Raw genomic sequence first — 25509 nt, 5'->3', positions numbered from 1 at the left:
ATGAACGCACCAGCGTCATCATCACCACCAACCTGAGCTTCAGCGAATGGGCCAGCGTCTTTGGCGATGCCAAAATGACCACGGCACTGCTCGACCGTCTCACCCATCGCTGCCACATCCTCGAAACCGGCAATGACAGCTACCGCTTCAAGGCCAGCTCCGAAACAGCCAAGAAAAAGCGAAAGGAGACACCACCATTGACGCCATCATAATACGCAGATCATAACGACTGGGTGGGTCAGATCTCGATGAAAATGCCGGGTCAGTTCTCAGTGACAATCAACAGAGAGGGAGAGGGATGGTTCGGTGTCAAGTGTGAATTGATCAGGGGGAGAGCCGATGGGCACGACCAATCTCAACATCAGCGTGATCGACAAGCGCATGCTGAAACAATCCGAGGCCGCCAGCTACACGGGCCTCGCCATCAAACATTTCAAGGCAAGCTGCCCGGTGCGGCCCGTGCAGCTGGCGCGTGGCACCCTGCTGTGGGACCGGCGCGACATCGACCGCTGGATCGTCACGATGAAGGCCGATCATGTCGAGATGACGCGCGACGACATCCTGGATCGGCTCTGATGACCCATGTGCGCGTCAAGGGGTTCAAGATATTCAAGGATCGTCACGGCCGGATGCGCTGCTACCATCGCGCGACGGGCCACAAGATCGACCTGACCGAGGCGCCACTAGGGTCGGCCGAATTCCTCGCGCAATGCGAGACGATCCGCGCCATCGCCGTGGCGCAGAAGGAAAAGGGCCCTCGTGCGGGCACGCTTGGCGGGCTGATCAAGGGCTATTTCGAGACCGGGCATTTCGCCAATCTGGCCGAAGCCACGCGCCGCGATTACCGCAAATGCGCCGATTTCCTGGCCCCCATCCGCGACACGCCGGTCCATGTGATCGACACTCCGCTGATCGCACGCATCCACGACAAAGCCGCGAAAAAGATCGGCTGGCGGCGGGCCAACATGGTGCGCACCCTGCTGAGCGAGGTGTTCCGCCATGCCATCCCCCAAGGCCTGATCTCGGCGAACTACGCCAAGGACGTGATCCCCAAGTGCCGCCCGCGCGACCGCGCCTATCCAACCGGCCATGGACCATCGAGGAGCGCGACATCGTCCTGTCCCGCGCGAAGCCGCATGTGCGGGTGGCACTGGCGCTGATGATGAATACCGGCCTCGACCCGTCGGACGCCTTGAAGCTGCGCAAGGATCAGATCGACGGTGACACGATCTGGGGCGTGCGCGGCAAGACCGGCGAGGAAGTGGCGATTCCCGTCAGCCCAACCTTGCAGGCCGCCCTCGACAGCATGCCCGCGCATGAGGCCGCCACGGTGCTGGCCAGCTCGCAGGGTGCGGCATGGACCTACAACGGGTTTTCCACCCTATGGCACCGTTTCAAGAGCGGACTGGAGGAGGAAGGGCTGATCGCGCCCGGCCTCACGCTCAAGGGCCTGCGTCACACAGTTGCGACGACGCTGCGCGAGGCGGGACTGGATGAGCGGCGCATCGCGGACCTCTTGGGGCAGAAAACGCCCTCCATGGCGCGGCATTATTCGCGGTCCGCGAACCTTGCCGACAAGAACCGCGAGACGATGGCGACCTTGGAAAAAGAGAACGCAAGGCGGGCGAAGATTGTCAAACCTGTCCCCGAAAAGCGTCAAACCCGACCCTGACAAGGACCAGATATGACCACAAAACCCAACCATTTCAGCTTGTTAAATGGTGCCCGGGGGCGGAATCGAACCACCGACACGAGGATTTTCAATCCACTGCTCTACCCCTGAGCTACCCGGGCACGGGGACGGATGAACCGTCGGGTAGCGCGCTTTTAGACGCGGCCTGCACGGGTGTCCAGAGGGAAAGGCGGGCTTAATGCAGTTTCCCGTCGTCGTCTTGCGGCAGGTCTGGATCGTCGTCTTCGGCGTCGTCGCGGCCCACCGGAATGGTGTAGCTGCCGGTCAGCCATTTGCCCAGATCGACATCTGCGCAGCGGCGCGAACAGAACGGGCGATAGGCCTTGTCGGTAGGGCGGTTGCAGATCGGACAAGCCATCACAGACGCCTCAGCAGGTCCGCGGGCAAGGGCAGCCGTTCGCGTTTGCGCTGAAGTTCGAACAGGCCCATCGGGGTCCAGCCGACCAGCGATGTCTCGACCGGGTCGTTCTTGAACGCAGCGCGCAGCGATTGTTCGATCTGTTTGCGATGTGTCTTGGACATCGACACGAAATCCACGCTGATCTGGCCACCAAGCCCCCGCAGCCGCAAGGCGCGTGGCAAGGCGCGGGCGGCGGCGAGATTGGCCTTGAGTGCGGCAGCAGGGGTCGTGTCGCTGCCGGTGTTCACATCGACGGCGACCAGCGCGCGGGTGGGTTCGACATACATCTGCCCTTCGCCCAGCGGCACCAGCGCCTGACCCAGCGCCGCGATCTGGTCCAGCACGCCGTGGGCGGCAAAACCACCCGGTTCGGTGACGATCTCGCTCGCACCCGTCCAGTCGCGCCAGGCCAGCACATGCGGGCTGTCGCCTTCGGTCAGGGCCTCGGGGCTGTCACCCGTCGCATCGGCCAGCACCGCATCAGCCAATGCCAGCATTGCAGCGATATCCTCGGTGATCTCGTCCTCGGTCGCCGTTTGGCAGGAGGAACGCAGGATCAGACCGTGGGCGCCTTCGTGCGCGGCATGGGCGATTGCCAGCAGATTGTCGCGGATATCTTCGTCCACGATCTGGCGCGAGATGTTCAGCCCCGGCTTGCCCGGTGTGACGATCGCATAGCGGCTTTTGAACAGCACGCGGTCGGTGACGGGGACAGCCTTGCTGCCTTCGGCATAGCCCGTGACCTGCACCAAGAGCGCCTGACCCTGCCGCAGCCCCTTGCCTGCGCGCAGAAATGCGGTGTCGCCGTCGGGCAGGCGCAGCATCATGCCGCCTTGTCCCTTGATCGGGCGGTCGCAGATCGCCCGGTAGATCGCACCGGGGCGGGGGGCGTCGGTCTGGTCGATCAGCAGATCATCCAGTTTGCCGTCGACCAGATAGGCCGCAGCCTCCAGCCCGACCGCGTGATCGAGGATGATGCTGCGACCCTTCATAATGCGTCCTTGTAGAGTGGATAGCCCGCCGCCGTCAAAAGGCCTGCGGTTTCGGTCAGCGGCAGGCCGACGATGCCCGTGTAGGACCCGTTGATCCACGGGATAAAGGCCCCCGCAGGTCCCTGAATCGCATATCCGCCCGCTTTGCCTTGCCAGTCACCACTGGCCAGATAGGCGTTCACTTCGGTATCCGAAAGCTGTTTGAACGCGACCGTGCTTTGCACGTCGCGCAGCCATGTGCGGCTGCCGCGCTTGACGGCCACGGCGGTGATGACCTTGTGCCGACGGCCCGACAGCGCGTAGAGAAACGCCGCCGCCTCGCCCGCATCGCGCGGTTTGCCCATGATCCGGCGGCCAAGTGCGACGGTCGTATCGGCGCAAAGCACGACGGTGTCGTCATCCGCCACCATCGCGGCGAGTTTCTCCGTGGCGATCCGCTTGACGTAATCGCGCGGCAGTTCCGCGCGGCGCACATCCTCGTCGATATCGGGCGGGCGCACGGCGTCGGGGATGACGCCAAGCTGCGCCAAAAGCTCCAGCCGCCGGGGCGAGCCAGAGCCGAGGATCAGTTTCAACGGGGTGTCGGGGGGCAGGGTGGTCATGTGATCTCCGCAACCGCTGCAGGGCCGCATTTCGCCTGCGGCCAAACGCTTACCCCTGCTGCGTGAAACTGTGTCTCACGCTATTTGAAGCGGTAATTGATCCGACCCTTGGTCAGGTCATAGGGGGTCATTTCGACCTGCACCTTGTCGCCGGCTAGAACGCGGATGCGGTTCTTGCGCATCTTGCCTGCCGTATGCGCGATGATCTCATGGCCGTTTTCCAGCTCGACCCGAAATGTCGCGTTCGGCAGAAGTTCTTTCACGACACCTGGGAATTCGAGCAGTTCTTCCTTGGCCATGTGATCTCCTGTATATCTCGTCCGCTCTTTGCGGACCGCTGCTAAATGCGCCTGTCCGGTGCGTTTTTCAAGGGCAAATATGCGTGTGTCGCGAATGGAAGCCGCGTCATTGGGCCGGATCGTCGGTTGCGGGGCCAAAGCGGGCGACCAGCCGGTCGTAAATCTGGTCACGCGCCTGACGGTAAAGCGCCAGCCGTGCCTCGCGGTTGTCGCCCATGCCGGTGGGGTCAAGGATCGGCCAGTATTCGACATCCATATGAAAGAATTGCGTCAGGTCCAGCGCGCGCCGCTGGCTGGCGGGCGACAATGCCAGCACCAGATCGAAGGACGACAGATCATCGCCCCATTGTTCCATCTCGTCAAAGGACCGCGACCGGTGGCGCGCCACCTCGACCCCGATTTCGGCACAGACGGTGACTGCGAAACCGTCGATTTCCATATCGTTCTTGACGCCGACCGACTGGACATAACACCGCTTGCCGTAAAGCTTTTTCATGATCCCCTCGGCCATCGGGGATCGCACAGAATTGTGGTCGCAGCAAAACAGCACCGATTGGGGCAGGGGTGCGTATTTGCCGGTCTCGTCCACGTCAGCCCCCAAAATGCAGCACACAGATCAGCGTGAACAGGCGGCGGGCGGTGTCGTTGTCGACGATGGCCTTGCCTTCGAGCCGTTCCTGCAACACCCGCGCGCCTTCGTTGTGGATGCCGCGGCGGGCCATGTCGATGGTCTCGATCTGGCTGGGGGGCAGGGTTTTGACGGCGTCGAAATAGCTGGCGCAGATCTGGAAGTAATCCTTCACCACCTGCCGGAAGGGCCCAAGCGACAGATGGAATTCGCCCGCAGGTGTGCCGTCTTCCAGCTGGATATCGAACACCAGCCGCTTTTCCCGGATCGACAGGCCCAGCTGGAACGGCCCTTCGGGCACGGCACGGTCGTCGCGCGGGGGCATCGCGAAACTATTGTCTTCCAACAGGTCGAACATGGCGACCTTGCGTTCCTGATCGATCTCGGGCGTGGGGGCGGGCAGGCCACTGTCATCGAGGATGATATTGACGATGCGCGTCATCTCAGACCCCCCGGTTCAGCCGGTCAAGCCGCGCGCGCACGCTCAGCCCGTGGGCTTGCAGGCTTTCGGATTTCGCCAGCCGTTCGGCGGCGGGGCCGATGGCGGCCAGCGCGTCGGGCGTCATGCGCGACAGGGTGGTGCGTTTGATAAAGTCCATTACTGATAATCCACTCGAAAAACGTGCCGACCGGGCGGTCGGCAGAACATGGTTGGGCCCACCTATGTAATCGCCGATCGCCTCGGGTGTCCAACCGCCAATGAAGATCGCGCCCGCATGGGTGATCCGCCCTGCCAATGCATCGGCATCCGCGGTGCAAAGTTCCAGATGTTCGGGGGCGATCCGGTCGGACAGGGCGACCGCCTGGTCCATATCCGCGACCGAGATGATCGCGCCGAAATCGCGCCAGCTTGCGCCCGCAATCGCGCGGCGTTCCAGTGTTTGCAGGCGTTTGTCCACGGCCTCTGCCACCGCGCGCCCGAACGCCGCATCATCGGTAATCAGCAGCGATTGCGCGCTTTCGTCGTGTTCGGCCTGCGACAGAAGATCAAGCGCGATCCAGTCGGGGTCGTTGTCGCGATCCGCGATGACAAGGATTTCCGACGGCCCCGCGATCATGTCGATGCCCACCTTGCCGAACACCCGCCGTTTGGCCGCCGCGACAAAGGCATTGCCCGGCCCGGTGATCTTGTCCACGGGCGGGATGGTCTGGGTGCCATAGGCCAGTGCCGCAATGGCTTGCGCGCCGCCGATGCGGTAAATCTCGTCCACGCCTGCGATCTGTGCCGCCATCAGGACCAGCGGATTGGTCACGCCGTCCGGCGTCGGCACCACGATGGCAAGGCGCCCAACACCCGCGACCTTGGCCGGAATCGCATTCATCAGCACCGATGACGGATAGCTGGCGAGCCCGCCCGGCACATAAAGCCCCGCTGCGGACACCGGCGTCCAGCGCCAGCCCAGCATGGCCCCTGTCTCATCCGTCCAACTGGCATCCTCGGGCATCTGGCGGCTGTGATAGGCGCGGATGCGCGCGGCGGCGAGTTCGAGTGCCGCGCGATCCGCGTCCGAGACCAGCGCACATTCGGCGGCGATTTCTTCGTGCGTAAAGCGCAAAGTTGCGGGTGTCAGGTCCAGCCTGTCGAACCGCGAGGTCAGATCAATGACCGCCTGATCGCCGCGCGCGCGCACATCGGCGATGATCTCGGCCACGATATGATCGACATCGGGGCTATCCTCGCGTTTTGCGCCCAGAAGGGCGGTAAAGCGGGCCTCGAAATCGGGATCGGTCGTGGACAGGAATTGCGGCATCGGTGTCTCCTTCGTGACAGGGGACATAGCGGGGACCGCCACCCGCTTCAATGGTATCAGTCGGGGTGTGATGGGGCCTTGCCCGACGGGGCGGCATAGGGTTGCGTGACATCGCGCAGCACAGCTTCCAAAGCCTCGACCTGCAAGGCAATGGCACCGTCACCCGCCAGCGTCAGCTCGACCCGTCCCGCGCCATCGGCGGCAGGGGCAAAGCTGATCGACAACAGCGAACAGACAAGATCGCTGTCGGCCTTGGCGATGCCCTGGCTTTGCACGGCCATCACATCCTCGAACGCGAGCACCGATTGCACGCGCTCGGGCTGCTGACGCCCGTTTTCCCAGCGAAAGCGGTTGATGAGCAGGGCAAAACGGCGTGCCTTGCGGTCCCAGCGCATTTCCGACACGGGAAACACGGCATCCTGCGTAATCGCGGCGATCACCGCCAGATCATCAGCATCCAGCGCGCGCAGGCGAAGCGGCTTGTCCGCCCCGTCGCGGAAACTGGCGTCCTCGGTCATCCGGGCACCCGTTCTATATTGGCGCCGACGGCGCGCAGCTTTTCCTCGACATGCTCGTACCCGCGATCAAGGTGATAAACGCGGCTGACCAGCGTTTCGCCCTCTGCCGCCAGCCCCGCAAGGATCAGCGAGACGGATGCCCGCAGGTCTGTCGCCATCACCGGCGCGCCTTTCAGGCGGCCCACACCCTGCACCGTGGCGGTGCCGCCCTGCACGTCGATCTTTGCCCCCATGCGGATCAGTTCGGGGGCATGCATGAAGCGATTCTCGAAAATCTTTTCTTCCAGCACCGACGTGCCCTGCGCCGTGCAAAGCATCGCCATCATCTGCGCCTGAAGGTCGGTCGGAAAGCCGGGGAAGACGGCGGTGGTGACGTTGACGGCCTTTGCGCGGCTGCCGTTGCGTTTGACCATGATGCCGTCAGGGGTCTCGGACACATCGACACCCGCCTCGGACAGCTTTTCGGCAAAGGCGCCGACCAGATCGAGGCGCCCGCCGAGACATTCCACCTCGCCCCCCGCAAAGACCGGGGCCAGCATATAGGTGCCAAGCTCGATCCGGTCGGTGACGACAGGATGGGTCGCAGCGCCCAGACGGTCCACACCCTGAATGGTGATCGTGCTGGTGCCTTCCCCCTCGATCTGCGCGCCCATGCGGCGCAGACATTGCGCGAGGTCCACGATTTCGGGTTCGCGCGCGGCGTTTTCGATGATCGTCGTGCCTTTGGCCAAGGTCGCGGCCATCAGCACGTTTTCGGTGGCCCCCACGCTGGCAAAGCGGAGTCCCACCCGCGCACCTTTCAGCCCGCCCTTGGCGGTGGCATGCAGATAGCCGTCCTTCAGCTCGATCGTCGCACCCATCGTTTCCAGCGCTGTCACATGGATATCCATCGGCCGCGCGCCAATGGCACAACCGCCGGGCAAGGAGACAATGGCCTGATGATGCCGGGCCAACAGCGGGCCAAGCACCAGATTGGACGCCCGCATCTTGCGCACGATTTCATAATCCGCGCGGGTCGAGGTCATCGCATGCGACGACAGCACCTGCACCTTGCCGTTCTGCATCGACGTGACCTCGACGCCCAAGGATTGCAGCAGCGCTGTCATCGTCTTGATATCCGACAGGCGCGGCGCGTTGATCAGCGTCAGCGGCTCTTCCGACAGCAGCGTCGCAGGCATCAGCGCAAGCGCCGCGTTCTTGGCACCCGCGATCTGGATCTTGCCGTTGAGTGCCGCGCCGCCTTTGACCAAAATGGAATCCATGCTGCCTAGTCTTTCTTTTGTTTGCCTGCATCAGCGGCGCGTGCGCGCGCCTGTGCCTTGCGTTTGGCCATATTGGCCTTGAGCGCAGCTTTCAACCGTTCTTCGCGGGGTGTCGCTGTCTTGGCAGACTGTGGCTTGCTGTGTTTGCTGTCCATGTAACCCTGTTAGCAAGACGCGCAAAAACCGTCCAGAGAGGGCTTGCACGGACGGGCGAATGTCGGTAATCCCCCGCCTCACGGATGCTGTGGTAGCTCAGTGGCAGAGCACACCCTTGGTAAGGGGAAGCTCTAGGCGGCAAGGCGGCTGAAACTAAAGGGCTTTTCCAGAGCCCGCTTGCACAGGGGTAACGCCCGGGGTAGCTATCTGGAAAACGGATGCTGTGGTAGCTCAGTGGTAGAGCACACCCTTGGTAAGGGTGAGGTCGAGAGTTCAATCCTCTCTCACAGCACCATCCGATCCCTTCGCGTCGATGCAAGACCTTGGCCGCAAAGGACTGTGGGCAATTGGCCGTCGCGGAACGGCTTGGTGAAGGCGGCTAAGACGGTCTCTGCGCCGGTATTCCGGCTGATACCGCAAGCGTGATCTCTCTACCAGGCCGGGGACCTGCGTGCCGCAGGTGCCAAGCCCACTTTGCGGTGGTGCGGACCGGGCAGTGATTCCTGTGTTGGGTCGCCGCCGGTCGGTGCGGTGCCGACCGTTTCCGCAGAACTGGCTTGGCTACGATTCTTGGGGCGGGATCAGTACAAGCTTTCCGATATGTCGCTTTTGCAGGAAATCGCGCTGCGCATCGGCAATGCGGTCCAGAGAATAGGTCGCGGCAAGCAACGGGCGGATTTCGCCGTTCGTGATATATGACATCAGGTTCGGGAAAACGGCCTCGTCCCACGCTGTGCAGCCGATCAGCGTGATGTCCTTGAGATACATCACACGCAGGTCAAGGCTGACGATCGGTCCTGCGATCGCGCCGGAGGACACATAGCATCCGCCGCGCCGAAGCAAGCGGAGCATCGTGCCAAAGCCGGGACCGCCGACGTTGTCGATGACCACGTCGATGGATTCAGGGCCGAGTGCCGCTGACAGGTCATTGTCCCGCGTCAGCACGTGGTCAGCGCTGATCCCGCGGATATCGTCAACCTTCGACGGGCTTGTCACGGCCACGACCTCGGCGCCGCGCCGCCTGAGAAGCTGGACCAGCGCCGATCCGACGCCACCCGATGCGCCGGGCACCAGAACGCGCATCCCCGCCCCGACATCTGCGCGGTGGATCATGTTCTCGGCCGTGCCATAGGCACAGGGGATCGTGGCCAGTTCGGCATCGGTCCAGTCGCAATCGACCGCGAAGACCTCGGCCTGTGGCACCGCCACATATTGCGCAAACGCCCCGTCGCAATCCGACCCCAGCCAGAGTGTATCCATACGGTCAAAGCCATGTTCACGCATACAGGGTCTGACAAGAACGCGCCGCCCGATCAGCGCCGTATCGCCTGCCTGACCGACCGACATCACTTTGCCGCAGCAATCGGCGCCCTGTATCAGGGGAAAGGGCGTCGCGTTTTTCCATCCGCCGTCGTGCCGGTCGTCGATGGTGATCGTTCCTTCGGTCGCCTGATCGACGGAGGCCGCATACCAGCCAAGTCTTGTGTTGATGTCGGTGTTGTTCACGCCGGCGGCCAGCACTTTCAAGAGCACCATGCCGCTGTCTGCAACCGGCATCGGCACGCGGGTGTAGACGAGCCTGTCATAGCCACCGGTCCCGGTGGTCACGATCGCCTGCATCTGGCCAAGCGCTTTTTCTTCGCTCTGCATCTGCCGGATACCTTCGCAACGGGTCTGCCCTGCAAGCCTAGCCAAGACGGCTGAGCCTGTCGCGGTCTTTTTTGCGATTGTCACGTGTGGACCGGACTGCGGAACGAACCCATCCCGTTGCACGTTGATGGTCAAACCACAGGAGCATCACCATGGATTTCATCCGCATCATCATCGCGATCTTTCTGCCCCCGGCCGGCGTCTTTCTGCAAGAGGGTCTGGGCAAGCATTTCTGGATCAATATCCTGCTGACCTTGCTTGGCTACATTCCGGGCATCGTTCACGCTGTCTACATCATCGCGCGCGATGAACCCAGACGCCTCTGATCCAGCATGCGATGCGAAACGCGCGACAGCCAAGTTCTTTGCAAAAAAGCGCATACCTCCAGTAATGCCGATCGCTAGCAGTGCGTTGCCGACGATTTGAACGGATCAGGATAGGAACGCGTGGCGGTTTTGGTTAATAGTGGCTGCACAGCCGCGTGAGGAGAGATGCATGACAGACCAGAACCGGCGCCTGACGGCGGCTGAAACCAAGGGGTTGCGCACCGCCAAGGAACTCGAGGCGCATATCGCCTGGCTTGACACATTCACGCCTGCGGCCTTGGGTATTCTTGCCATCGCATCTGGCATCTACACCTATCTTGGCGTGTCGTCGCTCTTGGAAGATACCGGCGCGATGAGCTTTTTTGCGGCGGTGGCCTATTCTGTGGCTGTCTCTGTCGGTATCTTTGTGTTCTGGAGCTTCATGCTGCGGCTGTTGCCCGCGATGCGCAATGCGGCGGGCTATATCGGGCTGACGGTCATGATGATCGTGGGCAGTCTTGCGATCATCGCGATGTCAAGCTGGCTGAACGCGGCCGCGCTGGCCGGATCGGCGGCGGTGGAACAGCACCTGGACACCACGGTCCGTGATTACCAGACATCGCTGGAACAGGCGCATAACATCGCATTGTCTGCCCAAGCCCTCCGCCAAGAGGTCCGCCGCGCGCGTGAAGCGTTCGAGGCATTGGCCGAACAGGAACGGTCCGGCGAATTGTCGGGGACAGCGGGCGAAGGGGCCGTCTACCGCGTCCTGCGTCAGAAAACCGAGGAACTGCAAAGCCTTGAAACACAGATCGGCGAGCAGCAGCCGTTGATCGCCGCAGCTTACGAGCAAGGCAACGCCACCTTGGGCCGAATGCGCAGCCTGACCGTCGCACCGGGGCGGGTCGATCAGCGGTCGGTCGCTTTTTCCGAAGAAAGCGTGCGTCTGGCGGGGGTGATTTCCAACCTCAACCAATATTCCGTGGCCCTGCTTGTCGCGCGTGCGGCGGCAGATTTGCCTGCTTCGGTCGTGCTGCCCGAACTTGACGGGCGCACCGCCACGATCCGCGACGCCCAAAGCTCGACCATCGGGTCGGTGCTGGATGCGCTGGACCAGCGCAGCCAGACATTGGGGCAGGCCGCCGCCGAAGTGCTGGCGCTGGAGCCGCCGCAGGAAACCGCCTATAACCCGATTTCCAGCGCCGATGCCGTCATCCGCTATGCGGGCAATTTCGTCCCCTCATGGGCGGGGGCCATCGCGATCGACCTGTTGCCGGGTGTGCTGGTCTTCATCCTTGCGATCACGCAGGCCGCGATCCGCAACGGGCGCGACGGGCTGAGCATCGAGGAAACGCTGACGCTGGCCGATCTCAAGGCGGCGATCAGCGCGATGAAGGACGTCGAGGCGTCGATGGACCAGTCCGACACCGAGATCCTCCGCCGCGTGCAGGATGAACCGGCGGTCCTGAAAACCCACAAGCCGGCGGCAGAATGACTGAACCGACCGTGCAAAAGGGCGGCGGGTTCACGATCGGGCGGGGGCTGAAGCTGATCTTCATCCTGCAAATCGTCATCGCCGGATTTCTGATCGTCACCGATCTGGAAACGCGGTGGCGGTTCGATCTGGCAGGCGACCGGCCCGCGCCCACCGGCCCGATTGCGCCAGGCGACCAGACCCGCCGATACGACCCGCGCGAGACGACACCGCGCTTTGCCGATCCTGCGACCACTCCGAACATCAACTTGCCCGACAATCTGCCGACGCGGCTGGAATTCACCCTGCGCGACGAACCGGATATCGGGATGATCCTGATGATGAACGGTGCGATCGATCCCGACGATCCCGCGCGGCTGACGGCTTATCTGGACACGCTGGATACCGTGCCAGCGACCGTCGCGATCAACAGCCCCGGCGGCAGTGTCGACGCGGCCTTGCAGATTGGTGCGGCGTTGCGCGCCCAAGCGCTGAACACGCTGATCCTGCCCGGCATGGCCTGCCTCTCGGCCTGTCCCTACATGCTGGCGGGCGGTGTCGAACGGCATGTGTCGGCGACCGGGGCCGTCGGGCTGCACCAACATTACTACGAGACACCGGGCTATATGCCGGTGTTCTTTGCTGTCGAGAATATCCAGCGCGGGCAGGGGGAAACCATGCGCTACCTGATCGAGATGGGCATTGATCCGGGCGTGATGGTCCACGGATTGTCGACGCCACCCGACGAGATTTACGTGCTGGTGGAAAGCGAATTGATCGAGACGCGACTGGCGACGGACATGATCGACTAGCGCGATCGCCACGCTGTTATTGGCTAGCACGGCGCTGATATTGCCCGACCTTCCGGCCTTGTCCGAACCTGTGGGTGTGACCGTCGCCGCCGCGCGTCCGGCGGTCCGTCTTCGGGATGTCTGCAAAAAGGTGCAAGGTCATGGCAAAAGCCGCTGTCGAGAAAAGAATGTCGTTCATTGCAAAGGCCCTGCGCCTGCCGCAGGTGCTGGGGCTGGCTGCCGTGGCTGCGGGCGCGGTCGCCTTGGCGCCTGTGGCGATGGCGTCCAATCCGGCCTGTGGCGATGCGATCAGGATCACGCCCGGTGACACCTTGCTGCATGTCGCGACCGCCTGCGACACGACGGTGCCTGCCCTGCTTGCCGCCAATCCCGAGATCACGCAGCCCAACCGGCTTTTCGTGGGGCAGCTTGTGTGGATGCCGGGGCGCAATCCGGCGGCCGCTGTTCATCGCCCCGCGCCCACGCCGGTCCCGAACCACTGGGGGCAGGGCGCGTTTGCGCGCTGCGGTGCAACCGTGCAGGTCCGCCGCGGCGACACGTTCAGCGGCATCGCCCGGCGCTGCGGCGTGACGCCTGCGCAATTGCGGGCAGAGAACCCGCGCCTGCACAACCCGAACCTGATCTTTTCGGGGATGGTCCTGCGCGTGCCGTCATCCACCGCCCCGACGCCTGCCCTGCCACGCCCGGCACAGGCCTTGCGGATCATCGGCACCGTCACCGGCGAGGGTGTGACCTGTCAGGCATTTCGCGGCGATGATGGCAGGCTTTATACTTTTGCGGGCAGCGCGACACGTCCGCTTCGTCCGGGCGACAGGGTCGAGGTGACAGGCACCCGGGCTGGGGCGTCGATCTGTCAGCAGGGTGTCACGATCAACGCAACGCAGGTCGTGCTGCTGAACAGCGTGGCCCCGGCCAGCATCGACCTGACCGGGACCATCACCCGCGAAGGTGTCACCTGCACCGCGTTACGCGGCGATGACGGACGGCTCTACACGGTCACGGGCCAGACCGCAGGATTACAGCCCGGTGACCGCGTGCGCATCACGGGCGAGGTCGCGGAAATGCCGTTCTGCCAGCAAGGCACGACGATCAACCTGCGGTCCATCGGGGCCGCGTGGTAGGCGTCAGAACTCGGACCGGATCGTGATGCCGGCTGACAGCGTGTCGCGGGTAAAGCGGCTGACGTTGCTGTCGGTATTGCTGCCCGAAATCGTCAGAACGGGGGTGAAACCCGCATAGCTGACCTCGGGAAAGCCGATATTCGCGGAATAGAAAAAGGACGTGTCCTGCCGCCCCCCTGCGACCGGCAGGATCAGGCGATATTGCGGGTAATCCGCTGTGCTGATGCCGCCGCTCAGGCTGAGCGAGACGGGGCCGATCGGCTCTGCCCAGGCATAGGTCAGTTGCGCCGCCCAGTCGGTCGAGATGTAATTGGGATTGTCGCCGTCATTATCGGAAAAACTCAGGCTCAGGCGCATCTGGTCGGTGCTGGGCAAGCGATAGGTCAGCGATGCACCAATCGTCGTGCGCGTCACGTCACCGATGCGCTCCAACTCATAGCTGGTCAGGCTGCGCCCGACAGAAAGGCCCAGTTCGGCAGCCTCCCCAACAGGCAGGCGACGATCGATGTCGATGCGCAAAACGTCGAATTTCTGCACTTCGGTTTCCAGCGTCAGGCTATCCAGATCGCGGTAGTCGATCATCGCATAGGACAGTTGTGCCCCGATGCTGCCGGTATCCAGCGCCCGGTCGTGGCGCAGGTTGACTGCGAGGTTGTCCGTCGACAAAGCCTCGTCCGGGACATCGACGTCATCGGTGATCCGAACGCGCGTCGCTTGATATTGCGCGCCAATCAGCGTGCGGCTGGTGGCATTTTCCTGCAACCTGTAGGTCGCGCCAAGCCCCAGCGACCCGCGCCAGCCCGCAAGCGCTTGTGCGTCGTCCGACAAGGTGCCGGTCGGATTGCCGGGGGCTGTCGCGATGGCATCGGCCGCGCCGCCATTCACGTTCGACGAGGGCACTAGCGACGCCGACACATCGAACGACCACGGGTTGCGCTGGCGCAGGAAACGGGCGTCCTGGCGCGTCTGATCCCGCTCTGCCTCATTCGGGGCCACGATCAGGGCGCGGCGCAACCAGAAGGTTGCCAGCGTGAACCGCTCTTCATTGGCGGCGGCAAGGGCTGTCAGGCGCGCTGCTTCGTAGCGCTGCAGATCGGTGTCGGACAGGGCAAAAGCCCGCGCACCTGCACGGCGACCTGCGGCAGGGTCACCCTGCTGGGGGGCCGCAGCGGCGACGACGAGCAAGGACGCACGATCATCTGGCACCTGCGTCAGGATCGCCCGCGAAACATCGAGCGCGAGAGCGCTGTCCCCCGAAAAAAGAGCCCGCGTCGCGATGGCGCGGGCGTCGTCAAGCGACAGGTCTACGGTGGTCTGTGCGCTGGCGGCCGATCCAAGAAGGACGGCCGCCAGCGCGAAGGATTTCAGCTTAGTCATTAATTCCGTCTACAGTCGCACAACGCGGTTGTGAAGTCGGGCATTGGCTCAAAACGAAAATGCCGTATTCGCTGTCGGTTGCGGTTGCGGAAGGCAAAAGATCATTGTCGCGGTCACGCAAAAACCCAGGCTGCAACTCAACCATACCAGCGACAGCTGATGCATTTTGCCCGCCGAAAGTCCCGCTATACGAGCCAATGCCCGTCAGGTCTCGCAACTCGACATCGCCCGAAAACGTTCCGTCAGGTAGGATTCCTCCTACCACAAGCACAATGTCGGCTAGCTCCGTCCCGGTGCCGTCTGCTCCGAATTCACGATTGAAGATCGCACCGTTGATCAAATTGTCCGCAAAATCGGCGTTAACGAAGACTTCTCCAGTCACCGGTGTTGCGGTGCGCGGGATCAATACATCGGGTGTTCCGCCGGGGACGCCTGGTGCGGCGGGCCCACGGTTCAGCAGACCAATGTACTCGCCGGTATAGCTAGCGAGACCGCCGGCGGGTGCAGAGTAATTGTTCTGGGTCGCTCCCGCGCCGCCGAAGAAGCGGTTGAATTGACCACCGACCAAAACTACTGTCCCGTCAACGCTACCATCGTCCGAACGCTTAGCAAAGGCGGTCGCAAACCGATCAAGCGGATCGTCTTGCTGCACAAAGCGGATGTAACCGTTAATCGGAGCGCCGTCTTGTGTATATGCTTGCAGCACATCATCGCTTTCGAGCGAGATTTGCACGCTCAGCGTATCGGTGCCGTTGAAGGCAAACGCATCCAGATCGCCCCGCAGGCTCGCATCACCGGTGACGGGCGGTGTTCCCGGACCACCAGCCCCGCCATCACCGCCACCAACACCGTCACAAGCACCCAGTGCGGCCATAGCCGCGACAGCATATGCAATATTCTTCATGATTTACGCCTCAATGTTACAGCTTTTCCGCGACTATTCGGCGCTGTTAACCACCTGTCAACATAAGACCCGCCCTTTCGGGGCATTGTTTTCCCGCTATGGAGGTTTTGCCACAACACCGCTTTGCCTATAGTGCCTCAACCAGAATCCCCCAGACCGGAGACGCAGATGCCCATCACCCCCGACCAGCAGGCCGAAATCGACACCCTGCGCGCCAATCCGCAACCGACCCTGCGCGCTGTCGCTCCGGGGATGGAGGCGCATCTTTACAAGGCGCATGACGTGCTGGACCACGGCTTTATCCGGGTGATCGACTATATGGGCGACGATGCCGCGATCTGTCAGGCGGCGCGGGTCAGCTATGGCAAAGGGACCAAATCCGTCCAGAACGACGAAGGGCTGATCCGCTACCTGATGCGGCACTGGCATTCGACCCCCTTCGAGATGTGCGAGATCAAGCTGCACGTCAAACTGCCCGTTTTCGTCGCCCGCCAGTGGATCCGGCACCGGACCGCCAACGTGAACGAATATTCCGCGCGCTATTCGATCCTCGACCGTGAATTCTATATTCCCGCCCCCGAACATCTGGCCGCGCAATCGGTCATCAACAACCAGGGCCGGGGCGAGGCGCTGACCGGCGAAGAGGCCGCGCGCGTGCTGGCCTATCTCAAGGACGATGCCGCGCGGTGTTATGACCATTACGCCGAGATGATCTCGGACGACGGCCAGCAGGGGCTTGCCCGCGAACTGGCGCGGATGAACCTGCCCGCCAATATCTATACCCAATGGTACTGGAAAGTGGACCTGCACAACCTGTTCCACTTTCTGCGCCTGCGCGCCGACAGCCACGCGCAATACGAGATCCGCGTCTATGCCGAGGAAATCTGCAAGGTCGTCGCCGACTGGGTGCCCGCCGCCTATGGCGCCTTCGAGGATTACCGGATGGGGGGTGCCACACTCTCCGGCAAGGCGATTGACTGCGTGAAACGTATGCTTAAAGGTGAAGAGGTGACGCAGGAAACCTCGGGCATGAGCAAGGGGGAATGGCGGGAGTTTATGGGGGTGATTGGGTGAGTAGTGTTAAAACTCATGGAGTTGGTGAATGTTTAAGCAAGGAAAAACTGGATCACTGAATCAGAACGAAAAACGAATCGTCAAATACCTTTGTAACCGAGGAGCGACTAACCAAGATATACAGGCTGAGATAAATTTGTGCCGTCCGGCGACAGTTAACTCAGGTAGGATATCAGCAGTAAAAAATGACCCAAACCAAGCGGCAGCTTCTGAAGTTGAATTTCGGAGTTTCGAGGTTTTTAAGAGATCGTTTGACTTTCGAACCGGATTGAACCCATTCACTGACGAAATATTGATAAAATCCCGAGAAGCGATGAAGTTGGCTGTATCGGTCTTTAATAATCCGACGCTTAACTTCCGTGCTGAGAACTTTTCGATTTTAGCGAACATTGCATGGACATATTTTGCATTAAAGTACTCTGATCTCCATAACATGCCAACTACACGAGCAAATGGTTTAGCAATCTCTTTAGCGGATTTTGTTAGAGCAAATGAGTGCCCTTTTGATGACGGTACTAAAAACAATCTGAAGGCATTGATAAAAATAAGAGATGCAACTGAGCACACGGCAATTGGCTTTGGAGATGATACTTGGGCGGGAATATTCCAAGCAACTTGCGTAAACTATGAAAGAGAGCTTACAAAGCACTTTGGTGCGCGACTGTCGCTAGCCGCAGAAATCGCGTTTTCTTTGCAACTGTCAACCCTCAGTCTTGGGCAGGTTGCGTCAATGGCTACTGCTACCTCTGATGAAAAAGTAGCAGCAATCAACGCAGAACTTTATGGTGGAATGACTGAGGCACAGAAGAACGATCAGAGCTTTCAATTCTCTGTCGTCTACACAACAGTCGCATCATCCAAATCAAAATCGACTTTTCAGTTTGTCTCTCCACTGTCGGCTGAAGGTAAAGATATTGTCACAGTTCTTGTAAAGCATAAGCCATCCGCTGATAGCCATCCTTATCGCCCAAGCCAAGTTGTTCAGAAAGTTGTAGGAGCGGGTTATCCTAATTTTAACTCACACAGCCATACAAGTATGTGGAGGAGCGAATCGGTTAGGCCTGCGGCAAATTCCGATAAGCCTTCAGCAACTAATCTCGACTACTGTTACTACAACCCAACGTTTAGGTCGTATACATATAATGAGGCTTGGGTGCAAAAGGTCTTGAGTAACCTAAATAACCAACCGTAGCTCGGCTTTTTCTACCCACCCCCGCTCCCCCCCCGGTCCGGCACTGGCGGGGTGAACCCCGCCCTACGGGTGAAGGAGGAGAGGGGCCAATCCTGCGGGGCATCGACCAGCCCGTGTTTGACGGGGTTGATGCGGCAATACGCCATAAGCGCCGCAAAGTCGGCATCGTCGCGGATGTGGTGTTCCCAGAACCGTTTTTGCCAAATGGGGGCCTCGGCCCGTAGGTCGGGGTTCTCCCCGACCCGTACACGTCCCGCGACCACGCCGTGAGGATTGAAGGGGTGGGGTGTCGGGGTGAACCCCGACTTACGGACCGCCTGCGAGAACCGCCCCTTGATCGCGCCCATCCGGGTGGAATAATCCGCATCCCCTGCGGGCAGGGTCCAGATGCAATGCATGTGATCGGGCAGCACGACCCAGGCATCCACCATGAACGGCCGTTCTGCCCGCGTGCGCATCACTGCCCACCGCAGCGCAGCGACCTCGCGCAGCAGCAGGTCGCTCGTGCGGTCCGCCAGAGCGACGGTGAAGAACAATGTTGCGCCGGGGCGGCGGGGGCGGCGATAACAGGACATGCGGCGCAATATCGCGCGGCATTGTTAACAAACTGGAACCGCCATGATCCTCTATGGCCTGCCCACCTGTTCAGATTGCAAGGCGGCGCTGCGGGCGCTTGCGGATCAGGGCGTGACCTTTCGCGATATCCGCGCCGACCCGCTGACTGCCGCCGAATGGGCCCCGCTGATCGCGGAATTCGGCGACAGGCTAATCGACCGCAAATCGCAGGCCTACCGCAACCTGAATGCCTGGCTGCGCGAATCGGAAACCGAGGCGCAGTTGGACGCGCAACCTGCCTTGATGGCCCGCCCCGTCATCACGGACGGCACCCGCTGGACGCTGGGCTGGGACGCCCCCGCACAGGCGGTCTGGCTGGGTTAATCGGCCTTCGCCAGATTGCCCGCCATCTTGCGCCCGTCGCGCCCTTCGACCAGATCGAAGGTGATCTTCTGGTTGTCCGCCAACCCCGTCATCCCCGATTGTTCCACCGCCGAGATATGCACGAAGATGTCGTTGCCGCCATCATCGGGGGCGATGAACCCGAACCCCTTGGTCGTGTTGAACCATTTTACTGTGCCGCTTGGCATGTCGTCCTCTCCTTTTGTCGCCAGCACTTGGGCTCCGCGACAAGCGGCCTTCCCTTTGCCTTGTAATCCCAAGACTCCGGTGTTTTATGAAAAACGCAATTGACACGACGTCGCAGTATAAAGGAGTTGATGATGCGCTTTTTCGGGCTGAAGACCTGCGATACCTGCCGCAAGGCGCTGGCCGCGCTCAAGGCGCAGGGCATCACGCCGCAGGTGATCGACGTGCGGTCCGACGGGCTGCATCATGACGATATCCAGGCTATCGTCATGGCCTTTGGCGATGCGGCGATCAACCGCGCCTCGACCACATGGCGCGGCTTGTCCGAAGAGGCCCGCGCGCAGGATACCGCGGCCTTGCTGGCCGCCTATCCAACGCTGATGAAACGCCCAGTGATCGCCACCGACGACGGCTGGACCATCGGCTGGAAAGCGGACGTGCAAGCGAAGCACCTTGGCAGCTAACACGCCAGCGCCTATCTGACCATCACACAACAAGGGAGACGACGATGCGCAACGCTGCCGCCATATTGGGCCTGATCGCCGGGCTGATCGGGATCGTCGTCGGGATGTTCGGCTATGGCTACGCCGAATTATCCCAGAACCGCGCCGAAGTCGGCGAGATTTTCGGTGTTCTCGAAAACCCCGGTTTCATCCGGTTTGCCAGTTTCATCGCGCCTTTGCTTGCAATTGCGGGCGGGGCGATGGCCAAGACCCGCGCGCTCTGGGGCGGCATTCTGATGGTTCTGGCGGCTGGGTTTTTCTACACGGCCTTTGGGTTCAATGTCGGCACGATGTTCCCCATCGGCTTTGCTGCCCTCGGCGGCCTGCTCGCGATTGCCGCGGGCAAGCCGGATGAGGAAAAGGCCCACTTCTAGGGTGCGCGCCTAAAGCAGGTCAGGCGGCGTCGCGCGGATTTTCAGTTCCGCCACGATTTCGTCCATCGTCACGACGCGGGTCTGGTTTTCGCCCAGCTGACGCGCTGTCGCCGTGCGTTCCTCGACCTCACGGGCACCGACGGCAAGGATGACGGGCACCTTGCCGACGGAATGTTCGCGGACCTTGTAGTTGATCTTTTCGTTGCGGGTGTCGGCCTCGGCGCGCACGCCGGCGGCAGTCAGCGCGGCGACGAGTTCACGCGCGTAGTCATCGGCGTCGGACACGATGGTCGCCACCACCACCTGACGCGGGGCAAGCCAGAACGGCAGCTTGCCGGCATGTTCCTCGATCAGGATGCCGATGAACCGCTCGAACGACCCCAAGGTCGCGCGGTGCAGCATGACGGGGCGGTGTTTTTCGCCGTCCATTCCGATGTATTCGGCCTCCAGCCGCTCGGGCAGGTTCGCGTCCACCTGGAGCGTGCCGCATTGCCAGTTCCGGCCAATCGCATCGGTCAGGGTGAATTCAAGTTTTGGCCCGTAGAACGCGCCTTCGCCTTCGAGTATCTCGAAATCATAGCCCGCCGCACGGCAGGCATCACCCAACGCCTCTTCCATCATATCCCAGGTGGCGTCCGACCCGATCCGTTGTTCGGGGCGGGTGGACAGTTTGATTGTCCAGTTGTGAAAGCCAAGATCGGCATAGACCTGTGACAAAAACGCGATGAATCGCGCGGTCTCCGATTCGATCTGATCCTCGCGGCAGAAGATATGCCCGTCATCCTGCGTAAAGCCGCGCACCCGCATGATGCCGTGCAGCGCGCCCGAGGGTTCATACCGCGCGCAAGACCCGAATTCGGCCATCCGCAACGGCAGGTCGCGATAGGATTTCAGACCCTGATTGAAGATCTGCACGTGACAGGGGCAGTTCATCGGTTTCAGGGCATTGACCGCCTTTTCGCGTGCGTGTTCCTCGTCCACTTCGACGATGAACATGTTTTCCTGATATTTGTCCCAGTGACCCGATCTTTCCCACAGCTTGCGGTCGACGACCTGCGGTGTGTTCACCTCGACATAGCCGCCCGCGCGCTGGCGGCGACGCATGTAGTCCTGCAAGGTCGTATAGATCGTCCAGCCGTTGGGGTGCCAGAACACCTGACCGGGGGCTTCTTCCTGCATGTGGAACAGGTCCATTTCGCGGCCCAATTTGCGGTGGTCGCGTTTGGCGGCTTCTTCCAGCCGGTGCAGGTGGTCCTTGAGACCTCCCTTGTTGGCAAAGGCGGTGCCGTATATGCGTTGCAGCATCGGGCGGGTGCTGTCGCCGCGCCAATAGGCGCCCGCAATCGACATCAGCTTGAAGGCGTCGGCGGGCACTTGTCCGGTATTCTGCAAATGCGGGCCACGGCACAGGTCCTGCCAGTCGCCGTGCCAATACATGCGCAACGGCTCATCACCGGGGATGGCCTCGATCAGTTCGACCTTATAGGGCTCGCCACGATCAGTGTAATACTGGACAGCCCGGGCGCGGTCCCAGATTTCGGTGCGGACATCATCGCGTTTGTTGATGATCTCCTTCATCTTCTTTTCGATCAGACCAAGGTCCTCGGGCGTGAAGGGTTCCTTGCGGTCGAAATCGTAATACCAGCCGTCCTTGATCACGGGGCCGATGGTGACTTGAGTATCGGGCCAGATTTCCTGCACGGCGCGGGCCATGATATGCGCAAGGTCGTGGCGGACGAGTTCAAGTGCTGGCGCTTCGTCCTTCATCGTGTTGATGGCGATCTTTGCGTCAGCCTCGATGGGCCATTGCAGGTCCCAATGCGCGCCGTTGACGGTGGCGGAAATCGCCTTTTTGCGCAGCGAAGGGGAAATGTCGCTGGCGACATCGGCAGCGGTGATGCCTGCGGCATAGGACCGGCTGTTGCCATCGGGAAAGGTCAGGGAAATCTGTGCCATCGGCAAGCTCCTCGTCGGTTTGGCGCCCACGGAACGCCCGGTTGCGGGTGATATGTGCGGCCTAGATGCCGCCGCGCCGCGGAATGGTCAAGCTGATTGAAACCGGCGCATGATTTGTATGCACAGATATACGTTGACTGCGACGTCCTGCCCGCTAAAACCGACCTAAGTTTCCGATACGAAACGCGCAGCAGAGGGGGGGGGGATCATGCCAAGTTACAACCGCACGTTCGATCTGAGCATCGCCGATGTCGACCTGATCGAAGAAGCCCTGCGCGCGCGGGGCCGTGAATTGTCGCGCATGCGGCTGGCCTTGTCCGAGGAAAACCCCGCCCACATGGACTCGATCCGCGTGATCGAACAGGACCAGCGCACGGGCGAGGAATTGCTGGGCCGCTTGCATGACCAGAAAATCTTTTACCGTCCGCGCAAAGCGGTCTATGTCGGTGGCTGACCCAACCCTGTTTTAGCCACCTTAAGCCTGACCTCCCGTCCGGCGGGAGCAAGCCATTGTCCTATGTCACCGCTGTTTTCAACGCGCTGACGCGCAAGACAGATCCTGACCCCGATCTGCCCGAAGCCGCGCAAAAGGCCGAACCGCGCAATTTTCTGCGCCATGTGCTGGCGCTGGGCGGCAGCAAACTGGCCGACGGGCTGATCGACCCCAAACTGGTGCTGAGCTGGCTTTTGACCCATCTGGGCGCGGGCGCGTTCTGGGTCGGGCTCTTGGTCCCCGTGCGCGAGGCGGGCGCGCTTCTGCCGCAACTGCTGGTCACGCCGGTGATTTCGCGGAGCAAACTGCGCAAATACTTCTGGGCCGGCGGGGCCGTGGTGCAGGGGTTGGCAGCGGCGGGCATCGCGCTGGTCGGGTTGACGCAGGACGGCATGGTCGCGGGGGCCGCCATCATCGGCTTGCTGGCGGTGCTGGCCGTGGCGCGGTCGGTCTGTTCGGCCAGTTACAAGGATGTGCTGGGCAAGACCGTCGGCAACGCGCGGCGCGGCACGGCGATGGGGCTGGCAAGTTCCACGGGGGCGGTCGGGGTGATCCTGTTCGCGCTGCTGCTTTTGACGGGCTGGGGCGACCGTTACACAATCGTCATCGCCGCCATCTTTTTGGCGGCGGGGTGCTGGCTGGCGGCGGGGGCCATGTTCTTCGGTCTGGACGAGACCCCGTCGGACCCCGCCCCGACCGATGTGAAACGTGCGACCATCGGGCTGTTGCGCACGCAGCCGCAGTTGCGCCGGTTCATTCTGACGCGCGCGCTGCTGGTCGGGACCGCACTGGCGCCGCCCTATCTGGTGCTGCTTGACAGCGAAAGCGGGCTGGGCGCATTGGGGGCCTTGGTGCTGGCCTCGGCGCTGGCGTCGCTTTTGTCGTCTTTCGTCTGGGGGCGGTTGTCGGACCGCTCATCGCGGTGGGTGTTGATCCTTGCGGGTGGCGCGGGCGGCACGGTGTTGCTGGGCACGGTCGGGCTGCATCTCGCGGGCCTGACCGGCGCGCCGCTGGTGCTGCCGGTGGCGCTGTTCGGGCTGATGATCGCGCATCACGGGGTGCGGCAGGGGCGCAGCACGCATCTGGTGGATATGGCTGATGAGGACCAGCGCACCGCCTTTACAGCGTTGCCCAACACGCTGATCGGGGTGGTCCTGATCGGGGGCGGGGCGGTGTTTGCGGGGCTCGCGTCGGTCAGTGTGCCGCTGGTGCTTGGCCTCTTTGGTGTGATGTGTTTTGGTGCGGCGACTTTGGCTGCCGGACTGGAACAGGTGCAACATGACTGACACGTTCATCACCCCGCAAGGGCGCAAGATCGCCTATCACCTGACCGACGGGACAGGGCCTGCGGTCGTGTTCCTTGGCGGGTTCAAATCCGACATGGGCGGCACCAAGGCCGTGTTTCTGGAAGACTGGGCACGCCAGCAGGGCAGGGCGTTTTTGCGGTTCGACTATTCCGGCCACGGCGAAAGCGGCGGGGAATTCACCGACGGGGCCATCGGCGACTGGTTTGAGGATGCGCAGGCCGCCATCGGGCTGGTCGCGGGACCGCTCGTTCTGGTCGGGTCCAGCATGGGCGGCTGGATCTCGCTACTTTTGGCGCGCTACATGCCCGAGCGTCTGGCAGGTCTTGTCACCATCGCCGCCGCGCCCGATTTCACCGAGGACAGCATGTGGGCAAGCGCAAGTGAGGACCAACGCGCGGCGCTGATGGCCGACGGACAGATCGCGCTGCCATCCGATTATGGCGATCCCTATATCATCACCCGCCGCCTGATCGAGGACGGGCGCGACCATCTGGTCCTGCGCGCGCCGCTGCCATTGCCATTCCCCGTGCGGTTCCTGCAAGGGACGGCGGACAAGGATGTCGACATGGCCGTGGCGCTGCGCCTGCTGGATCACGCGCAGGGGCCCGACATGCGGCTGACGCTGGTGGACGGGGCCGACCACCGCTTTTCCGATGATCGCTGCCTTGCCTTGATCGCGGACAGTATCACGGAAGTGATCGCGCGCCTCTGACGCCTTCGGCGGTCCCGCGCCGATGGCCCTTGTGATGGGCGGGCTTGCAGGCCAAAAGGGCCGGAGCCGGAAACACTAGGGATCAATTCAATGTCGCGAGAGCCGATCGTCCTTGTGCCCCCCATGCTGTGCGATGTGGGCGTGTTCGGGCCGCAGATCCTTGAGCTTGGCAATGATTACGCGGTGATGTTCGCGCCCACGACGCAGGGCGAGCGGATGGAAGAAATCGCCTCCCAGATCCTGACATGGGCGCCTGCGAAATTCGCGCTGGCGGGCATGGGGATGGGCGGCATGGTCGCGCTGGAAATCCTACGCCGCGCGCCGGACCGTGTGACCCGCATCGCGCTGATCGCGACCAGTGCGCAGGCCGAAACACCCGAAACAGCCGCCGCGCGCGAGCCCCACATCATCGCGGCCAAAGGCGGCGGGCGCTGGCACGAGGTCCTTCAGCACGAGATCAATTCGACATGGATGGCCCCCGCGACCGACCGTGTCGCGCTGGTCCGCCACCTGCGCCAGATGGGCGAGGCACTGGGGCCTGCCGCCTATGTCAGCCAGTCGCGTGCAATGCAGCGCCGCAAGGACCAGCAATCGACGCTCAGCCAGATCAAGCAGCCCGCCTTCGTGATCTGTGGGCGGCATGACGGACAATATCCGTTGAAACGGCAGGAATTCATGGCCGAACTGATCCCCTATGCCACGCTGGAGGTGATCGAGGACGCAGGCTATATGCCCACGCTCGAAGCGCCTGATCAAGTGACGGCGGCCCTGCGGGCTTGGATGAAAGCGCCGCTGATGCTGCGGATGTAGA

33 protein-coding genes and 2 tRNA genes are annotated in these 25509 nt (G+C 62.1%); 18 read left to right on the top strand and 17 right to left on the bottom strand.

Annotated features, from left to right (window positions below; translation table 11 throughout):
- From H147_RS0104695 to H147_RS20920, 4 genes are all read left to right on the top strand, one after another.
- Positions 1-212: ATP-binding protein (locus tag H147_RS0104695; protein WP_019954193.1), on the top strand; the 212-nt coding region annotated here is incomplete at its 5' end.
- A 127-nt stretch (positions 213-339) separates the two neighbouring features.
- Positions 340-576, top strand: coding sequence for a hypothetical protein (locus tag H147_RS0104690; RefSeq protein ID WP_019954192.1), 237 nt, complete (start codon positions 340-342; stop codon positions 574-576).
- Positions 576-1160 carry a hypothetical protein gene (locus H147_RS20925; RefSeq protein ID WP_019954191.1) on the top strand — a complete coding sequence of 195 codons (585 nt, stop codon included), beginning with the start codon at positions 576-578 and terminating at the stop codon, positions 1158-1160. The genes H147_RS0104690 and H147_RS20925 overlap by 1 nt, the downstream gene beginning before the upstream one ends.
- A complete protein-coding gene (locus H147_RS20920) occupies positions 1160-1672 on the top strand; it encodes a tyrosine-type recombinase/integrase (protein ID WP_162561630.1) in 513 nt (170 codons plus the stop codon). Before H147_RS20925 ends, H147_RS20920 begins: the two co-directional genes overlap by 1 nt.
- Before the next feature lie 47 nt (positions 1673-1719).
- Here the strand turns inward: H147_RS20920 and H147_RS0104680 are convergent.
- The 11 genes from H147_RS0104680 to H147_RS21155 all read right to left on the bottom strand — a co-directional run bounded on the left by H147_RS0104680 (position 1720) and on the right by H147_RS21155 (position 8300).
- Positions 1720-1794 (bottom strand) — tRNA-Phe (locus H147_RS0104680).
- 74 nt (positions 1795-1868) lie between these two features.
- Positions 1869-2051 (bottom strand): DNA gyrase inhibitor YacG, encoded by a 183-nt coding sequence (locus H147_RS0104675; protein ID WP_019954189.1) that lies wholly within the window; start codon positions 2049-2051, stop codon positions 1869-1871.
- On the bottom strand, positions 2051-3085 hold the full coding sequence (locus tag H147_RS0104670) for a ribonuclease E/G (protein ID WP_019954188.1): 1035 nt from the start codon (positions 3083-3085) through the stop codon (positions 2051-2053). The genes H147_RS0104675 and H147_RS0104670 overlap by 1 nt, the downstream gene beginning before the upstream one ends.
- Positions 3082-3687, bottom strand: a complete 606-nt coding sequence (locus tag H147_RS0104665; protein WP_019954187.1) for a Maf family protein — start codon at positions 3685-3687, stop codon at positions 3082-3084. The genes H147_RS0104670 and H147_RS0104665 overlap by 4 nt, the downstream gene beginning before the upstream one ends.
- Before the next feature lie 80 nt (positions 3688-3767).
- Positions 3768-3986 carry a translation initiation factor IF-1 gene (gene infA / locus H147_RS0104660; protein WP_007205486.1) on the bottom strand — a complete coding sequence of 73 codons (219 nt, stop codon included), beginning with the start codon at positions 3984-3986 and terminating at the stop codon, positions 3768-3770.
- Positions 3987-4092: 106 nt separating this feature from the next.
- Positions 4093-4575, bottom strand: a complete 483-nt coding sequence (locus H147_RS0104655) for an arsenate-mycothiol transferase ArsC (protein ID WP_019954186.1) — start codon at positions 4573-4575, stop codon at positions 4093-4095.
- A gap of 1 nt (position 4576) precedes the next feature.
- The gene (locus H147_RS0104650; protein WP_019954185.1) at positions 4577-5056 is read right to left on the bottom strand and encodes a UPF0262 family protein; all 480 of its coding nucleotides are present in this window, start codon (positions 5054-5056) and stop codon (positions 4577-4579) included.
- Position 5057: 1 nt separating this feature from the next.
- Entirely contained in the window at positions 5058-6365 is a 1308-nt protein-coding gene (gene hisD, locus H147_RS0104645; RefSeq protein ID WP_019954184.1) for a histidinol dehydrogenase, read from the bottom strand.
- Positions 6366-6421: 56 nt separating this feature from the next.
- Positions 6422-6883 (bottom strand): DUF2948 family protein, encoded by a 462-nt coding sequence (locus H147_RS0104640; RefSeq protein ID WP_019954183.1) that lies wholly within the window; start codon positions 6881-6883, stop codon positions 6422-6424.
- Positions 6880-8145: a UDP-N-acetylglucosamine 1-carboxyvinyltransferase gene (murA, locus tag H147_RS0104635; protein ID WP_019954182.1), complete on the bottom strand. Its 1266-nt coding sequence runs from the start codon at positions 8143-8145 to the stop codon at positions 6880-6882. The genes H147_RS0104640 and murA overlap by 4 nt, the downstream gene beginning before the upstream one ends.
- Before the next feature lie 5 nt (positions 8146-8150).
- Positions 8151-8300 carry a hypothetical protein gene (locus H147_RS21155; RefSeq protein WP_019954181.1) on the bottom strand — a complete coding sequence of 50 codons (150 nt, stop codon included), beginning with the start codon at positions 8298-8300 and terminating at the stop codon, positions 8151-8153.
- Positions 8301-8521: 221 nt separating this feature from the next.
- Between H147_RS21155 and H147_RS0104625 the strand changes: the two genes are divergently transcribed.
- A tRNA-Thr gene (locus H147_RS0104625) sits at positions 8522-8596 on the top strand.
- A 266-nt stretch (positions 8597-8862) separates the two neighbouring features.
- Here H147_RS0104625 and H147_RS0104620 read toward each other — a convergent pair.
- Positions 8863-9951 (bottom strand): alcohol dehydrogenase family protein, encoded by a 1089-nt coding sequence (locus H147_RS0104620; RefSeq protein WP_019954180.1) that lies wholly within the window; start codon positions 9949-9951, stop codon positions 8863-8865.
- A gap of 152 nt (positions 9952-10103) precedes the next feature.
- Here H147_RS0104620 and H147_RS20485 point away from each other — a divergent pair, with 152 nt between their 5' ends.
- From H147_RS20485 to H147_RS0104595, 4 genes are all read left to right on the top strand, one after another.
- Positions 10104-10277 (top strand): YqaE/Pmp3 family membrane protein, encoded by a 174-nt coding sequence (locus tag H147_RS20485; protein ID WP_019954179.1) that lies wholly within the window; start codon positions 10104-10106, stop codon positions 10275-10277.
- Between the two features lie 169 nt (positions 10278-10446).
- A complete protein-coding gene (locus H147_RS0104610; protein ID WP_019954178.1) occupies positions 10447-11751 on the top strand; it encodes a hypothetical protein in 1305 nt (434 codons plus the stop codon).
- A complete protein-coding gene (locus tag H147_RS19325; protein WP_019954177.1) occupies positions 11748-12542 on the top strand; it encodes a COG3904 family protein in 795 nt (264 codons plus the stop codon). The genes H147_RS0104610 and H147_RS19325 overlap by 4 nt, the downstream gene beginning before the upstream one ends.
- 140 nt (positions 12543-12682) lie before the next feature.
- Positions 12683-13663 carry a LysM peptidoglycan-binding domain-containing protein gene (locus tag H147_RS0104595; protein WP_019954175.1) on the top strand — a complete coding sequence of 327 codons (981 nt, stop codon included), beginning with the start codon at positions 12683-12685 and terminating at the stop codon, positions 13661-13663.
- Between the two features lie 3 nt (positions 13664-13666).
- On the opposite strand, the gene H147_RS0104590 is transcribed toward H147_RS0104595, so the two are convergent.
- On the bottom strand, positions 13667-15040 hold the full coding sequence (locus tag H147_RS0104590) for a surface lipoprotein assembly modifier (protein ID WP_019954174.1): 1374 nt from the start codon (positions 15038-15040) through the stop codon (positions 13667-13669).
- Complete coding sequence (locus H147_RS19320) at positions 15033-15944, bottom strand: HupA family protein (RefSeq protein ID WP_019954173.1); 912 nt, start codon at positions 15942-15944, stop codon at positions 15033-15035. Before H147_RS19320 ends, H147_RS0104590 begins: the two co-directional genes overlap by 8 nt.
- Positions 15945-16112: 168 nt before the next feature.
- Between H147_RS19320 and thyX the strand changes: the two genes are divergently transcribed.
- Positions 16113-17018: an FAD-dependent thymidylate synthase gene (gene thyX / locus H147_RS0104580; protein WP_019954172.1), complete on the top strand. Its 906-nt coding sequence runs from the start codon at positions 16113-16115 to the stop codon at positions 17016-17018.
- A 28-nt stretch (positions 17019-17046) separates the two neighbouring features.
- Positions 17047-18210, top strand: a complete 1164-nt coding sequence (locus H147_RS20915; RefSeq protein WP_162561629.1) for a DUF3644 domain-containing protein — start codon at positions 17047-17049, stop codon at positions 18208-18210.
- A gap of 11 nt (positions 18211-18221) precedes the next feature.
- Here H147_RS20915 and H147_RS19315 read toward each other — a convergent pair whose 3' ends face one another.
- A complete protein-coding gene (locus H147_RS19315) occupies positions 18222-18785 on the bottom strand; it encodes an REP-associated tyrosine transposase (protein WP_043699336.1) in 564 nt (187 codons plus the stop codon).
- Positions 18786-18828: 43 nt separating this feature from the next.
- On the opposite strand from H147_RS19315, the gene H147_RS0104570 reads away from it, so the two are divergent.
- Complete coding sequence (locus H147_RS0104570; protein WP_019954170.1) at positions 18829-19149, top strand: arsenate reductase family protein; 321 nt, start codon at positions 18829-18831, stop codon at positions 19147-19149.
- Here H147_RS0104570 and H147_RS0104565 read toward each other — a convergent pair.
- Positions 19146-19355, bottom strand: a complete 210-nt coding sequence (locus tag H147_RS0104565) for a cold-shock protein (RefSeq protein ID WP_007205475.1) — start codon at positions 19353-19355, stop codon at positions 19146-19148. The genes H147_RS0104570 and H147_RS0104565 overlap by 4 nt on opposite strands.
- A gap of 132 nt (positions 19356-19487) precedes the next feature.
- On the opposite strand from H147_RS0104565, the gene H147_RS0104560 reads away from it, so the two are divergent.
- Together H147_RS0104560 and H147_RS0104555 are read left to right on the top strand one after the other, a co-directional pair.
- A complete protein-coding gene (locus H147_RS0104560) occupies positions 19488-19817 on the top strand; it encodes an arsenate reductase family protein (RefSeq protein ID WP_026352252.1) in 330 nt (109 codons plus the stop codon).
- 44 nt (positions 19818-19861) lie between these two features.
- On the top strand, positions 19862-20230 hold the full coding sequence (locus tag H147_RS0104555; RefSeq protein WP_019954167.1) for a hypothetical protein: 369 nt from the start codon (positions 19862-19864) through the stop codon (positions 20228-20230).
- A gap of 9 nt (positions 20231-20239) precedes the next feature.
- Here H147_RS0104555 and thrS read toward each other — a convergent pair whose 3' ends face one another.
- Complete coding sequence (thrS, locus tag H147_RS0104550; RefSeq protein ID WP_019954166.1) at positions 20240-22186, bottom strand: threonine--tRNA ligase; 1947 nt, start codon at positions 22184-22186, stop codon at positions 20240-20242.
- A 208-nt stretch (positions 22187-22394) separates the two neighbouring features.
- Here thrS and H147_RS0104545 point away from each other — a divergent pair, with 208 nt between their 5' ends.
- From H147_RS0104545 to H147_RS0104530, 4 genes are all read left to right on the top strand, one after another.
- A complete protein-coding gene (locus H147_RS0104545; protein ID WP_019954165.1) occupies positions 22395-22640 on the top strand; it encodes a hypothetical protein in 246 nt (81 codons plus the stop codon).
- A gap of 56 nt (positions 22641-22696) precedes the next feature.
- On the top strand, positions 22697-23965 hold the full coding sequence (locus H147_RS0104540) for an MFS transporter (RefSeq protein ID WP_019954164.1): 1269 nt from the start codon (positions 22697-22699) through the stop codon (positions 23963-23965).
- On the top strand, positions 23958-24698 hold the full coding sequence (locus tag H147_RS0104535) for an alpha/beta hydrolase (protein ID WP_019954163.1): 741 nt from the start codon (positions 23958-23960) through the stop codon (positions 24696-24698). Before H147_RS0104540 ends, H147_RS0104535 begins: the two co-directional genes overlap by 8 nt.
- 90 nt (positions 24699-24788) lie before the next feature.
- A complete protein-coding gene (locus H147_RS0104530; protein WP_026352251.1) occupies positions 24789-25508 on the top strand; it encodes an alpha/beta fold hydrolase in 720 nt (239 codons plus the stop codon).
- Position 25509: the final 1 nt, after the last annotated feature.

It is taken from the genome of Yoonia vestfoldensis DSM 16212, from assembly GCF_000382265.1.
Lineage (GTDB): Bacteria > Pseudomonadota > Alphaproteobacteria > Rhodobacterales > Rhodobacteraceae > Yoonia > Yoonia vestfoldensis.
The sequence above is the reverse complement of the archived record's forward strand: the minus strand, read 5'-3'. Positions and strand labels throughout refer to the sequence as shown.